Origin of the sequence: Pseudomonas oryzihabitans (genome assembly GCF_006384975.1) — a bacterium.
Lineage (GTDB): Bacteria > Pseudomonadota > Gammaproteobacteria > Pseudomonadales > Pseudomonadaceae > Chryseomonas > Chryseomonas psychrotolerans_B.
This window is the reverse complement of record NZ_CP021645.1, coordinates 4,994,032-5,007,097: the sequence shown is the minus strand read 5'-3', so window position 1 is coordinate 5,007,097 and position 13,066 is coordinate 4,994,032. Positions and strand designations below refer to the sequence as shown.

General features: G+C 65.4%; 11 protein-coding genes. 5 read left to right on the top strand and 6 right to left on the bottom strand.

Annotation, left to right across the window (positions count from 1 at the left end; all coding sequences use genetic code 11):
• Nucleotides 1-31: 31 nt before the first annotated feature.
• Nucleotides 32-223 (bottom strand): hypothetical protein, encoded by a 192-nt coding sequence (locus CCZ28_RS22565; RefSeq protein ID WP_140220970.1) that lies wholly within the window; start codon nt 221-223, stop codon nt 32-34.
• 182 nt (nt 224-405) lie between these two features.
• On the opposite strand from CCZ28_RS22565, the gene CCZ28_RS22560 reads away from it, so the two are divergent.
• Nucleotides 406-1,098, top strand: a complete 693-nt coding sequence (locus CCZ28_RS22560) for an aspartate/glutamate racemase family protein (RefSeq protein WP_140220969.1) — start codon at nt 406-408, stop codon at nt 1,096-1,098.
• On the opposite strand, the gene CCZ28_RS22555 is transcribed toward CCZ28_RS22560, so the two are convergent.
• Both CCZ28_RS22555 and CCZ28_RS22550 read right to left on the bottom strand, forming a co-directional pair.
• On the bottom strand, nt 1,095-2,399 hold the full coding sequence (locus tag CCZ28_RS22555; protein WP_140220968.1) for a leucine-rich repeat-containing protein kinase family protein: 1,305 nt from the start codon (nt 2,397-2,399) through the stop codon (nt 1,095-1,097). The two genes, CCZ28_RS22560 and CCZ28_RS22555, sit on opposite strands and share 4 nt — an antisense overlap.
• A 70-nt stretch (nt 2,400-2,469) precedes the next feature.
• Complete coding sequence (locus CCZ28_RS22550) at nt 2,470-3,150, bottom strand: haloacid dehalogenase type II (RefSeq protein ID WP_140220967.1); 681 nt, start codon at nt 3,148-3,150, stop codon at nt 2,470-2,472.
• Nucleotides 3,151-3,390: 240 nt separating this feature from the next.
• On the opposite strand from CCZ28_RS22550, the gene CCZ28_RS22545 reads away from it, so the two are divergent.
• The 3 genes from CCZ28_RS22545 (at nt 3,391) to CCZ28_RS22535 (ending at nt 7,856) form a co-directional block, all read left to right on the top strand.
• Nucleotides 3,391-5,148, top strand: a complete 1,758-nt coding sequence (locus tag CCZ28_RS22545; RefSeq protein WP_140220966.1) for a putative bifunctional diguanylate cyclase/phosphodiesterase — start codon at nt 3,391-3,393, stop codon at nt 5,146-5,148.
• Between the two features lie 83 nt (nt 5,149-5,231).
• Nucleotides 5,232-6,476, top strand: a complete 1,245-nt coding sequence (locus CCZ28_RS22540) for a sensor domain-containing phosphodiesterase (RefSeq protein ID WP_140220965.1) — start codon at nt 5,232-5,234, stop codon at nt 6,474-6,476.
• Between the two features lie 132 nt (nt 6,477-6,608).
• Nucleotides 6,609-7,856, top strand: a complete 1,248-nt coding sequence (locus tag CCZ28_RS22535; RefSeq protein WP_140220964.1) for a diguanylate cyclase — start codon at nt 6,609-6,611, stop codon at nt 7,854-7,856.
• 34 nt (nt 7,857-7,890) lie between these two features.
• On the opposite strand, the gene CCZ28_RS22530 is transcribed toward CCZ28_RS22535, so the two are convergent.
• From CCZ28_RS22530 to CCZ28_RS22520, 3 genes are all read right to left on the bottom strand, one after another.
• Nucleotides 7,891-8,247, bottom strand: a complete 357-nt coding sequence (locus tag CCZ28_RS22530) for a hypothetical protein (protein ID WP_140220963.1) — start codon at nt 8,245-8,247, stop codon at nt 7,891-7,893.
• 143 nt (nt 8,248-8,390) lie between these two features.
• The gene (locus CCZ28_RS22525) at nt 8,391-9,485 is read right to left on the bottom strand and encodes a DUF1615 domain-containing protein (RefSeq protein WP_437179240.1); all 1,095 of its coding nucleotides are present in this window, start codon (nt 9,483-9,485) and stop codon (nt 8,391-8,393) included.
• A gap of 242 nt (nt 9,486-9,727) precedes the next feature.
• On the bottom strand, nt 9,728-10,645 hold the full coding sequence (locus CCZ28_RS22520) for a LysR family transcriptional regulator (protein ID WP_140220961.1): 918 nt from the start codon (nt 10,643-10,645) through the stop codon (nt 9,728-9,730).
• A 99-nt stretch (nt 10,646-10,744) separates the two neighbouring features.
• On the opposite strand from CCZ28_RS22520, the gene metE reads away from it, so the two are divergent.
• Entirely contained in the window at nt 10,745-13,033 is a 2,289-nt protein-coding gene (gene metE / locus CCZ28_RS22515) for a 5-methyltetrahydropteroyltriglutamate--homocysteine S-methyltransferase (protein ID WP_140220960.1), read from the top strand.
• Nucleotides 13,034-13,066: the final 33 nt, after the last annotated feature.

The following is a 13,066-nucleotide window of genomic DNA, read 5'->3' as shown; positions in this document are numbered from 1 at the left end:
GCGCGTGACCTTCGGGCAGTGGACGCTTCCTCTAGTTGACCGGCGTGGCGCCGGGCGTGCCGCACTTGGCGAACTTACCCTTGGCGTCCTTGCATTGCACGGCCTTGGTCTTGGTCGCCGCGCATTTGACGAACTTGCCCTGGGCATCCCGACAGGGCGCCGCCTGGACACTGGCAGACGCGAAGACGGTCAGGGCTACCACGGTGAACAGCGCTTTCAGCATAACGATCACCTCCAAGGCCGGGAGTGGCCTTTTGCAAGCATAGCGGAGGTCAGGGCGACTGCCACCTGGCCGCACGGACCTATCGCTAACGCGACTGTACCGCCCGATCCGGCGGTCACTGCCCCTTACTGATCACCCTTCACGCCTGGCAAGATGCTTTTTTGATCCGAGCGAGAAGACCGATGCGTACCCTGGGCCTGTTGGGCGGCATGAGCTGGGAGAGTTCGGCTCACTACTATCGCATCCTCAACGAAGAGGTCCGCCGTCGGTTGGGAGGCAGTCATTCGGCGGCCTGCCTGCTGCTGTCGGTGGATTTCGCCGAAATCGCCGCCCTGCAGCATGCCGGTGACTGGGCAACGCTGGGACAGCGCCTGCAACGCCATGCGCAACAGCTGGCCGCCGGAGGCGCCGAGGCAGTGGTGCTCTGTACCAACACCATGCACTGCCTGGCGACGGAGATAGAGGCAGCCACCTCGCTGCCCTTGCTGCACATCGCCGATCCCACGGGTGCGGCGATCCGTGCCCGGGGCCTCAAGACCATCAGTCTGCTGGGGACGGCCTTCACCATGGAGCAGGCGTTCTATCGCGAGCGGCTGGCACAGCGCTTCGATCTGCAGGTGCTGGTGCCCGAACCGGCGCAGCGCCAAAGCGTGCATCGGGTGATCTACGAGGAGTTGGTGCGCGGCGAGATCTGCCCGACCTCACGCGAGGCCTATCGCGCGATCATCGCCGAGCTGGTCGCCCGGGGCGCCGAGGGCATAGTGCTCGGCTGCACCGAGATCATGCTGCTGGTGGACCAAAGCGACAGCGCGGTGCCGCTGTTCGACACCACCCACCTGCATGCCCTGGCCGCCGTGGATTGGGCCCTGGCTTAGTCCTTCAGGCGCCGCTCCACCTCAGCGAGCAACGGTCGCTCATCCAGGGCGCTCTGCTGGCATTCTTCGGCCAGGGCACTCAGCGCCGGATCGACCGGCTCGCTGCAACGCGCCAGCCATTCCTCCAGCAGGATGCCAAAGGCGCGACTCTCGAAGCGCTGCAACCGTGCGGCCTGGCGGGCATCCTCGGGTAATAGCGAGGCGCCACCGAAGTCGCCGAGCAGGCAGCGTGCGCCGCCATCCCAGAGGATGTTGTGGGCATAGAAGTCGCCATGCACCAGTCCACGGGCGTGCAGGTGCGCCAGGGCGCTGGCCATGCCGCCGGCCATGTCCCGCACGGCAGCGGCAGTGAAGCGGGTGTCTGCCGGATAGACGTCGCGGCTGCAGGTGGTGAAGCTGGGCGGGCCGGCTAGGTTGCCGAAGGCCGGCTCCACCAGTTCCAGCACCAGGCCGCTGCGCTGCTCGGGATGCTCGGCCAGATCGCCGAGGGCACCGATCAGCCAGGGGTGGGTACCGGCGCTGAGACTGGCGGCGCTTTCGCTTTCCGGAGTGCCGTCGCTGGTCATGCTGCCCTTGAACAACTTGACGGCAACCTCACGTGGGCCGCTGGGCGATTGCCAAAGTGCCTGGTGGATGATGCCGGAAGCCCCCTCCCCCAGCCGTTCGCCAAGCTCCAGGTCGCGCCAGGCAATGCGCTGCTGACGCGCCGCCTGGGTACGGACCTCCTGCTCGCGGGCGGCGCCCAGCGGATTGTCGCCATAGGCCAGCCAGGTCAGCCGCGGCAGGTCGAGAATGGCCGACGGCAGCGCCGTGAAGCGATTCGCCGACAGCCGCAGCAGTTCCAACTGGTGCAGGTTGGCCATGGCGGCAGGCAAGGCCGCGAGCCGATTGCCGGCCAGCATCAGCTTCTGCAGCGCCGGCCGTTCGCCGAGGGCTTCCGGCAAGGCCGCGATGCGGTTGTCGGTGAGGATCAGCCAGCGCAACTTGGGGGGTAGCGCCGCAGCGCTCACCTGCTCCAGCCCACAGGCCTTGAAGCCGATCATTTCGAGGTTGGGCAGCGTCCCTAGCACCTCGGGCAATTCGTCGAAGGGATTGCCCGAGCAGAACAGGATACGCAGCCGGTGCAACCGACCCAGGTCGGCGGGCAGGCGGGTCAGCTGGTTGCCGGAAAGATCGAGGATCTCGAGGCTGTCGGCCAGGGCGTAGATCTCTTCGGGAAACTCGGTCAGGTCGGCGCGCAGGGTCAGGCGCGTGGCCCCGGCCAGTTCACCGGCGCGCAGCCGGGCTAGGGTATCCGTCATGGGGGACGACTCTCACTGTCTTGGAAAACCGGGACCAACCCGGTGTTGGCGCGGACGTTAGCACGGCTGGCTACGGGTGGCGGTCTTCATGCGCCAGAATGAGCGCCATTGCCTCTTGCAGGTCGCGACCGATAACCAGGGGCGGCGCCAAGGGGTTGGCCACCTGTTCGGCGGTGCGCTGCACCAGGGCGCCCTTGAGCCCCGCCGCCTGAGCCCCGGCGATGTCCCAGGCATGGACGGCGATCAGCCACAGGGTGTCGGCGGGCTGACCGAGAGTGGCGGCCGCCTGGCGGTAGGTGGCGGTGGCCGGCTTGAGTGCCGCGGCGTCTTCGGCGGACAGGATGGCGGCGAAGCCGTCGGCCAGCCCGGCGGCCGCGAGTTGCACCTGGGTAGCGCTCCGGGCGTTGTTGGAAAAAGCGATGCAGCGTACGCCGTGCTCATGGGCGAAAGCGAGCGCGGGGCGTACGTCGGGATGGGCCGGCAAACATTTGAGCGCGTCTGCCACCCGCTGTTTGTCTGCGGCCCCGAGCGGTCGCCCAAGTCGCTCGCCAAGCATGTCCAGGGCCGCCTGGCCCTGGGTCGCGAAGGGCGCGTGGCGGCCGCAGAGTTCGGCGGTCATGGCGTTCTGCAAGGTCTGGGCGAACCACAGCACGCGGCTGTGCGGATCGCCGAAAAGTTCGGCGAACAGGCCATCCAGGGCGGACAGATCGAGTACGGTTTCGTTGATGTCGAACAAACAAGTGATGGTCATGCGAGAGGCTCTGGGCAAGGAGAACGTTCGACCCGAGCAGTTGACAGAGGTGCACTCCCGCCCTCGTCCAGTACCGTAGAGCGGGCAAGGTAGCCGAGGAAACGCTACTAAAGTAGTGACATCATTAACCGATATCCTGGGTCAACCTGCCTCTCGCGCAGCCATGCGCGGTTCACTAGCCAGGGCGCTTTCAGATGTACGTGTTGTTCCTGGGCTCATCGCCCCCCGCGAGATAGTCCAATGGCCGATTCCCTGCTGCAACAAGACGACCGCCTCAATGCCTTGCATGCGCTCGAGTTGCTCGACTCCGCGCCCGCGGAGGAATTCGATCGCCTCTGCGAACTGGTGGCCAGCAGCTTCGATGTCCCCACCGCACTGATCAGCCTGGTAGATCGCAATCGCCAGTGGTTCAAGGCGCGGGTCGGCTTCGACCTTGCGCAGATGCCGGTGGAAGATGCCTTCTGCGCCCATACCATCCGGGAAGCCGATGGCCGGATGGAGATCCGGGACGCCATCTGTGATGCCCGCTTCAGCCATAATCCGCTGGTAGTGAGTGCACCCTACGTCCGCTTCTATGCCGGGGCGGCCCTGGTCACCGAAGGTGGCTACGCCATCGGTAGTCTGTGCATCCTCGACCACCGGCCGCGCGAATTGAACGCGGTGGAGCGCAAGCGGCTGGATGACTTCGCCGCCCAGGTGATGCGGCTCGTCGCCCTGCGCCAGCACGTGCGTCGCCGCGACCCGATCAGCGGCCTGCCCAACCGGCAGCAGTTCCAGGCCGATGTCGCCCAACTGGCCGGGCTACACCCAGGCGAACGGCGCCTGCTGGTACTGGTGGATCCGCTGGAGGCCGTCTGGGCGGAGCAACTGATCCTGGCCCAGGGCATGTGGCCCTTCGAGACCTTCCTGCGTTCGCTGGCCCTGCGCCTGTGCGATGCGCTGGGTGAACAGGTCAAGGTCTACCACGTCGACACCAAGAGATTCGCCTTTCTGCTGCCGGGCGATCACGACTACCCGCCGTTGCTCGATGCCTTGATCGCCCAACTGCGCACTCCGGTGCAGGCCGATCGCGTGCCCATCGATCCGCCGGTGAAAGCCGGCGTAGTGCCCTTCACGCTGAATCCCGGCGAGGTACGCGATCTGCTGCGCAAGGGCATGGTGGCGGTCGACCAGGCCACTGCCAACGCCCAACGCTGGGGCTTTTACGAGCGGCCCCAGGACGAGGCGTTCCAGCGGATCTTCCAATTGGTGCGGCAAATCCCCGAAGCGCTCGAACGCGGCGACTTCAGCCTGGCATTCCAGCCCCGCCTTGAGCTGCCCGGGCGTACCCTGCGCAGCGCCGAAGCCCTGCTGCGCTGGACCCATCCGCAATTGGGCCCGATCGCTCCGGGTGACTTCATTCCGGCGATCGAGAAGACGGCGCTGATCCATACCGTGACGAGCTGGGTGATCCGCACCGCCATCACCCAGCTCGCCCACTGGGGTGAACGCTATCAAGGGCGGTTGTCGCTCAATCTCTCGCCACGGGATTTCGACGAAGGCGATCTGGTCCATCTGCTGCAAACGACCTGCGCGCATCACGCCGTGGACCCGCAGCGCCTGGAGGTGGAAATCACCGAAGGCGAATGGCTGCGTCGCAACCCGGCAGCCATCGCCCAGTTGCACGCCCTGCGCGCCTTGGGGGTGGAAATCGCCATCGACGACTTCGGCAGCGGCTACAGCAATTTCGCCTATCTGTACGAACTGCCCGTCACCAGTGTGAAACTGGACCGTTCGCTGATCCATGACCTGCCCACCGACCCGCGCAAGCAAGAGGTGGTCAGGGCGTTGCTCGCCCTGGTCGGTAAACTGGGCTATCGCAGCGTTGCCGAGGGCATCGAGACCGAAGAGGTGCTGGCCTTCCTGCAGGAGGCCGGTTGCGAAGAGGTGCAGGGCTATCTGCTGGCTCGGCCCATGGCCCTGGCGGCCTTCGAGGCGTGGCACGACGCTCAGCGCTGAGCAACTCACTTGACGTCATTTGACTGACAAATTTACTTCAGCCTCTACACTGACTCAGGTCGCAGTTTCCCTGGAGTGAGGATATGAGGGAATCGAGTACCGAGTTGTTGGATGTGGTCAGCCTGGGCACCGGTGACCTGGGCAGCCAGGGTTATATCGACAAGGTGCTGCATGCCCTGCGCACCCACCTGGACATGGACGTGGCCTTTCTCGCCGAATTTCGCCAGCAGGATCGCGTCTTTCGCCACGTGGACGCCGAGCCCAAGGCGCCTCTCAAGGCCGGCGACGTCATCCCGCTCAGCCAAGGCTATTGTCAGCAGGTAGTGACCGGACACCTGCCCGAGTTGATTCCCGATACCCGTGCCGTGGGTGCCACGCGCCTGATTCCGGAGACCCGCAGCGTGCCCATTGGAGCGCACCTGAGCGTGCCGGTGAGACTCAGTGACGGCGAGTTGTATGGGACGTTCTGCTGCTTCAGGTACCAGCCCGATCCGACCTTGAGTCCACGCGATCTGGAATTGGTGCGCACCTTCGCCGAACTGGTGGCCGACCGGCTCAGCCTGGACCTGTCCAGTCGCCGTGGCCAAGTGGAGATGCGCCAACGCATCCGCGGCGCGGTGGCCGCCCACCAGCCCAGTATCGTCTATCAGCCGATCTATCATCTCGCGGATTTGCGCATCGCCGGCTGGGAATCGCTGTCGCGCTTCCATTGCCCGCCGCAACGCAGCCCCGACCTGTGGTTTTCCGAAGCCAGCGCCGTCGGCCTGGGCGACGAACTCGAAGAAAGCGCCATGCGCTATGCCTTGCAGGGGCTGCAAAGCCTGCCGAACGCCACCTACCTCACCATGAACTGTTCGCCGCAGACCATTCTCGGCGGCCGCTTGCCGGAGCTGTTGGCGGGCAGTGCCCCGGGACGGCTGGTGCTGGAGATCACCGAGCACGCCGAGGTGGAGGACTACGACGCCCTGCATGCCCAGCTACAACCCCTGAGGGCTCAGGGCGTCCGGCTGGCCATCGACGACGCCGGTGCCGGCTATTCGAGCCTGCGGCATATCCTCAAGCTAAGACCGGACATGATCAAACTGGACATGAGCCTGGTCCGCGACATCGACCACGACCCAGAGCGCCGCGCCCTGGCCTCGGCGATCATCGCTTTCGCCCAGGAGACCCGCAAGGAAGTCATCGCGGAGGGCGTGGAGACCTTTGCCGAGTTGCGGGCGCTCAAGACCTTGAATGTCGACAAGGTACAGGGCAACCTACTCTCCTGCCCGTTGCCCCGCGTCGAGGCACTGCAGCTGCCGCTCTACCAGCAGCTCGAAGAGCCTTGACGTTGATTGAGCCGAGCGTTGTCAGCGATGTCGCGTGTTGCTGACCAGTCGGTCGATAACCATACGAAGTCCGTGGTTCCAGTCAACGCCGGACCCTCTGTCGGCCGATCATCGTTTCAGCAGGAGCAACCGGTGCGTTCAATTCTGGTCATCGAAGATAGCCCCATGGTCCTCAAGATCCTGGAGCATCTTTTTCGTCAGCAGCGCGATTTCGAACCGGTGTTCTGCGCCACCCTGGCCGATGCCGAGGTGATGCTGGAAACCTCGGCCGAGTTGTTCTTCGCCGCCCTGGTGGATCTCAACCTGCCCGATGGGCCCAATGGCGAGAGCGTCGATCTGGTGCTGCGCTATCGCCTGCCCTGCATCGTCCTCAGTGGTTCCTACGACGAACGCCGGCGTGACGAACTGCTGACCAAGGGCGTGGTCGACTACGTGCTCAAGGAGAGCCAATACTCCTACGAATTCGCCTTCCGGCTGCTGCGCCGCCTGGAGAACAATGCGAAGGTGAAAATCCTCATCGCTGAGGATTCGGACGCTACCCGCAACTACATCCGCTACGTCCTGCGGCCGCACCGCTACCAGTTGCTGGATGCCCACGATGGTCATGAGGCCTTGCGCCTGCTGCAGGAGCAGCCGGATATCGATCTGCTGGTGGTGGACCACAGCATGCCGGGTCTGAGCGGCTTCGAACTGGTGCAGATGCTGCGCCAGAAGCTGGGGCGCCACGATCTCAGCATCATCGGCCTGTCCGCCGATGAAAAGGGCTCCTTGAGCGCCAAGTTCATCAAGCAGGGCGCCGACGACTTTCTGCGCAAGCCCTTCTGCCCGGAAGAACTCAACTGCCGGGTGGTGTCCACGCTGGAGCGCCGCGATCTCCTGCGCGCCCTGACCCATGCCGCCCAGTACGACGCCCTGACCGGCCTGCGCAATCGCCGTTCCTTCCAGGAGCAGGCCCTGGAGTGGTTCCGGCTGGCCGAGCGCGAGGGGCGATCACTGAGCGTGGCCATGCTCGACCTGGATCACTTCAAACGCATCAACGACGAGCACGGCCATGCCAGCGGTGACAGTGCCCTGTCGCTATTCGCCCAGGCGCTGGCACGCACCCTGCCCCAGGACCTGACCGGTCGCCTGGGCGGCGAGGAGTTCGCGGTGGTCAGCCGAATGCCCTTGACGCAGTTGCAGCAGGCCCTGGATCTGCTCCGACGCTATTGCCAATCGCAGCACTATGCGCCCGGCGCGCCGCCACTGTCGTTCAGTGCAGGCGTCTTCGCCGGGATCGCCAGCGACCTGGAGGGCTTTCTCCACGAGGCCGATCAGCGGCTCTATCAGGCCAAGCAGCAGGGCCGTGGCCGTACCTGCGTGAATCTCGACGCGGGCTAGGCGCGGTCGGCCTTGGCGCCGGCGCCAGCCAGGGTCAGCGGGATTCAGGGGGCGATTGCTGGGTCAGGGTAGCCAGGGAAGCGAGCACGCTGTCCAAGGCATAGACTGCCTCGAAACGCGCCAGATTTTGGCTCAGGTCAGCCAGGCTGGTGGTGACCCCCAGCCAGTTGCCCAAACCGATCTGCCGCGCTGCCTCGGGCAGCGAGCAACCGCCCTGGCGCCGTTCCAGCCAGGCCAGCACCAGCTCGGGCGGCGTATCGGCTTCGAGACCGAGGGTACGCAGCAGCCGTAGCGCCTTGGCCTGCTCACGGGGTGGAATGCGGTTGCTTGCTACAGGGGTGGCCTGGTCGACGATCAGCGTCAACCGGGAGCCAGGCGGGGTATCGGTCATCTGGACCTCTAGGGGACTACACCAGAACCGCACGGCGTGAGGCCGCTGCATCCATGCATGGTAGGCGAATAGTCTGGCCAATTGCCATACCTGCCACCGACCTTCATCCCCCCGGCGACACCGTTCAGCCCTTGCCGGCCCGCTCAGCGGCGGGCGCGCCCCAGGCAACGCTGCCAACGCTCTTCGACCCGCTGGGCGAACCAGGCGGTGGTCAGCTTCCGGGTGATCTTCGGACTCTCCAGGGTGATGCCCGGCAATACGGCGCGGGGCAGCGTGCGTCCGGCCTTGCGCTCGGCCAGGGCATAGACCTTGGAATAGAGATCGGTCTCGGCGAATTCCGCGGTATCGCCCGCTTCCAGATCATGGCGGATGGCGATGTCGCTCATGCCCAGTTCCGGCGCCAGGCGATTCACCGCGCGCTCGGTCTCGCCCAAGGCCCGCGAGCCCGGCACCACCAGATCGCCGTCCAGCGCCAGCTTGACGCCGGACGCCCGGCTCACCGCGCTCTGGAAGGCGGCGTTGCGGCTGGCGTACCAGCCGGCGTTGAAATCGGCGAAGCGATACAACGGCGAGGGATAGTCCACGGGATAGCCGAGCAGGTGCAGGGTCCCGAAATACAGACCGCCACGTCGACTGAACACCTCGTGGCGGATGGAACCGCTGCGTTCGTAGGGATAGCCGCGTGCGTGTTCCTCGGCGAAATCGATGCTCACCTGCATGGGACCGCCGGTGCGTACCGGGTTGAAGCGACCGAACAACTGGCCACCGAGGGGTACCATGGCGATGAAGTCCTCGAAGATCAGACTCAGCTCGCGCTCCGTTCGCGCACTGTCCAGGCGTTCGGCATAGGTCTTGCCGGTGGGCGACCTGAGATTCAGCGCCGTGCGTACCAGCAGCTGAGGCACATAGGCGCGAGCCGCGCGGCGGTCGATCTCCTCGCGAGCGATGCGCCCCAGGCCCGGCACCGGCGGATCGACCCGGTAGGTGGACTCCTGCTCCGCCACCGCCAGTACGGCGCAGAGATTCTCCGTGGAGGGGTCGAGCTGCTGGACACTGAAGGCGGTCTGGATGTCGCTCGCCCAGCCCTGGCGATCCGCCACGCTGGTCGGCAGTAGGCGCAGCAATTCGGTGCGGACCTCGGCGGGTGAACGGCTCGGGCCGGGTGCCGTGGGCGTCAGGCTACAGCCAACCAGCAGTAGGCCACCGAGCACGCCAGCCCAGGCCCGCAACCGCGGCAAGGACGAAGACCGGGAAGGAAAGGTTACGAGGGTGGACGACACGGCGACTCCGAACCGATGCATTGGCCGCTTTGACCACGCCGCGAGCCAAACGACCGCCTTCGCCTGTCAAACCCAAGGCGCTTGCTGGATGGACAGCGAAAGCAAGTCCTACAAAATGGTCGGACATCCTTACCTTGGCCGAGCCGTTTGGGTTCGACATCACCAGCATGATGAACCTCGACATCATGCTGCGCGCAACGCTAAACGACGGTCTGAACGCCCTCCAGGGTCGAGAAGGAGATGTCCTTGGCGGTCAGCAGGAAGTCCCTGACGTAGGGAAGTTCCAGCATGTCGCTACGCACGGCGGCATGCAGGGTTGCCTGGAGTCCATCACGACCCAGGCGGCACGCCGTGACGTAACCGCGCGCACTGTACTCGTGCAACGCCCAATTGGGCAGGCAGCAAACGCCGCGTCCGGAGGCTACCCACTGCATCATCATGAGCGTGAGTTCCGCCGTGCGTAGGTGCGCCGGCTCCACGTCGGCGGGATCGAGAAAGCACGTGAAGATATCCAGCCGCTGGCGCTCGATGGGATAGGTGATGAGGGTCTGGTCGCTCAGGTCCGCGGGCTCGACATAGGGCTTGGCGCACAGCGGATGGCGATTGTCGACGGCCAGCAACGCCTCGTACGCGAATAGCGGAACGTAGGAGATGCCGGGTAGCGGAACGGGGTCCGAGGTCACCACCAGGTCGAGATCGCCACGGGTCAGCGCGGGCAGCGGCGCGAAGGCGAACCCCGCGGCCAGATCGAGTTCCACCCCTGGCCAAGCAGCGCGGAAGGAATCCAGGGTCGGCAGCAACCACTGATAGCAACTGTGGCACTCGATGGCCAGATGCAGGCGTCCAGCCAGGCCACCCGCCAGCCGGCCGAGGTCGCGCTGCGCCTCGCGCAAAAGGGGTAGCGCCTGGTCGGCAAGCTGCAGCAGGCGCAATCCCGCGCTGGTGAAACGCACGGGCCGGGTCTTGCGCAGGAACAGCGGAGTGCCCAGTTGATCCTCCAGTTCGCGGAACTGGTGAGACAGCGCGGACTGGGTGAGATGCAGCCGCTCTGCGGCCTGGATCAGGCTATCGGCCTCGCGTAGGGCACTGATCGTCTGCAGGTGGCGAAATTCGATCATGAGAAAAACTCTCGTTACAGACAAATTTATTGAGTTTGTCTCATACACCTCTGGGATCGAACAATAGGTCCATCAACTTTTCTTGATGGAGTCATGACGATGGCATTGGCACATAACCTGGGATTTCCACGCATAGGTCACGAGCGCGAATTGAAGAAGGCCCAGGAAGCCTTCTGGAAGGGTGAACTGGACGAAGCGGGGCTACGCGCCGTGGGGTGCGAACTGCGCGCCCGGCACTGGCAGGTGCAGCGCGAAGCCGGCATCGAACTGCTGCCGGTGGGTGACTTCGCCTGGTACGACCAGGTCCTGACCCACTCGTTGATGGTCGGCGCCATCCCGGAACGCTTCCGCGGCGACGCCGGCGCCCCCACGCTGCAGACACTGTTCGCCATGGCGCGTGGCGTGAGCGACAGTTGCGGCGCCGGCGCGCATGCCCAGGAAATGACCAAGTGGTTCGATACCAACTACCACTACCTGGTCCCCGAGTTCACGGAAGACCAGGCGTTCGCCCTGAGCTGGGAGCAGCTCTTCGAGGAGGTCGCGGAGGCCCGCGCCCTGGGCCATGCGGTGAAACCTGTCATACTCGGCCCCCTCACCTATCTCTGGTTGGGCAAGACCAAGGGCACGCCGTTCGACAAGCTCGCCTTGCTGGAACGCCTGCTGCCGCTCTATACCGAGATTTTCCAGCGCCTGACCGCCCAAGGTGTGGAGTGGGTCCAGATCGACGAGCCGATCCTGGTGCTGGACTTGCCCCGGGCTTGGCAAAACGCCTTCGAACGGACCTACCAGCAGCTGCAACGCGCGCCGCTGAAGAAGCTGGTGGCGACCTATTTCGGGGGGCTGGAGGACAACCTGGGCCTGGCCGCCGGCCTGCCAGTGGAAGGGCTGCACGTCGATCTGGTCCGGGCCCCGGAGCAACTTCCCGAGCTGCTCGATCGTCTGCCCGCCGACAAGGTCGTGTCACTGGGCCTGGTGAACGGGCGCAATGTCTGGCGCTGCGATCTGGAGCAAGCCGCGGGCCTCGTGCGCCACGCCCAGGCGCGACTGGGCGAGCGCCTGTGGATCGCGCCATCCTGCTCGTTGTTGCACTGCCCCGTCGACCTGGAGCGCGAAGACCAGCTCGACCCCGAACTGAAGAGCTGGCTGGCTTTCGCCGTGCAGAAATGCGCCGAAGTCGCCGTGCTAGCGCGCAGCGCCACCGCGCCTCACGCCGCCGACGTCACCGCCGCGCTGGCCCAGAGCCGTGCGGTGCAGCTTGACCGCGCCAGCTCGGCACGGATTCACAAGCCCGAGGTGCAGGCGCGCGTCGCCGCCATTCGCCCTGGTGACGATCGGCGGCACTCGCCGTTCGCCGAACGCATCACCCGGCAGCGGACCGATCTGCAGCTGCCGCCCTTTCCCACCACCACCATCGGCTCCTTCCCGCAGACCGCCGAGATCCGGCATGCCCGCCAGGCCTGGCGTAGCGGCCGCCTCTCGGAACTGGCGTACGAGCAGGTCATGCAGGCCTCGATCGCCGCGGTGGTCGAGTTCCAGGAACGCCTGGGGCTGGATGTCCTGGTGCACGGCGAGGCCGAGCGTAACGACATGGTCGAGTACTTCGCCGAGCAGTTGGATGGCTATGCTTTCACCCGCTTCGGCTGGGTACAGAGCTATGGCTCGCGCTGCGTGAAGCCCGCGGTGATCTACGGCGACCTCAGTCGCCCCCGACCGATGACGGTCAAGTGGATCTCCTACGCCCAACGGCTGACCGACAAGATCATGAAGGGCATGCTGACCGGACCGGTGACCATGCTGATGTGGTCCTTCCCACGGGAGGACATCCCACGTGAGGTGCAGGCACGGCAGTTGGCCCTCGCCCTGCGTGACGAAGTGGTCGACCTGGAGGCCGCCGGAATACGGATCGTGCAGATCGACGAAGCGGCCTTCCGCGAAGGGCTGCCGCTACGCAAGAACGCCTGGAGTCACTATCTGGCCTGGGCGACCGAGGCCTTCCGTCTCTGCGCGTCCGGCGTCGACGATGGCACCCAGATCCACACCCACATGTGCTACAGCGAGTTCAACGACGTCATCGAATCCATCGCTGCCCTGGACGCCGATGTCATCACCATCGAGACCTCGCGCTCGGACATGGAGCTGCTCGATGCCTTCGAGAAGTTCGAGTATCCCAACGAGATCGGTCCGGGGGTGTACGACATCCACTCGCCGCGGGTGCCGAGCCAGGCCGAGATGGTCAAACTGCTGCGCAAAGCCACCCAGCGCATCCCCGCCGAACGGCTCTGGGTCAATCCCGACTGCGGCTTGAAGACCCGCGCCTGGCCGGAAACGGAAGCCGCCCTGGTCAATATGGTGGCGGCCGCGCGCACCCTGCGGGAGGACCTCGTCTGACGGCGGATCAGCCGGCCTGATAAAACGGGATGT

Coding starts and splice junctions, on each gene's coding strand:
- CCZ28_RS22565 (WP_140220970.1), bottom strand. CDS start 223: ATGCTGAAAGCGCTGTTCACCGTGGTAGCCCTGACCGTCTTCGCGTCT.
- CCZ28_RS22560 (WP_140220969.1), top strand. CDS start 406: ATGCGTACCCTGGGCCTGTTGGGCGGCATGAGCTGGGAGAGTTCGGCT.
- CCZ28_RS22555 (WP_140220968.1), bottom strand. CDS start 2,399: ATGACGGATACCCTAGCCCGGCTGCGCGCCGGTGAACTGGCCGGGGCC.
- CCZ28_RS22550 (WP_140220967.1), bottom strand. CDS start 3,150: ATGACCATCACTTGTTTGTTCGACATCAACGAAACCGTACTCGATCTG.
- CCZ28_RS22545 (WP_140220966.1), top strand. CDS start 3,391: ATGGCCGATTCCCTGCTGCAACAAGACGACCGCCTCAATGCCTTGCAT.
- CCZ28_RS22540 (WP_140220965.1), top strand. CDS start 5,232: ATGAGGGAATCGAGTACCGAGTTGTTGGATGTGGTCAGCCTGGGCACC.
- CCZ28_RS22530 (WP_140220963.1), bottom strand. CDS start 8,247: ATGACCGATACCCCGCCTGGCTCCCGGTTGACGCTGATCGTCGACCAG.
- CCZ28_RS22520 (WP_140220961.1), bottom strand. CDS start 10,645: ATGATCGAATTTCGCCACCTGCAGACGATCAGTGCCCTACGCGAGGCC.
- metE (WP_140220960.1), top strand. CDS start 10,745: ATGGCATTGGCACATAACCTGGGATTTCCACGCATAGGTCACGAGCGC.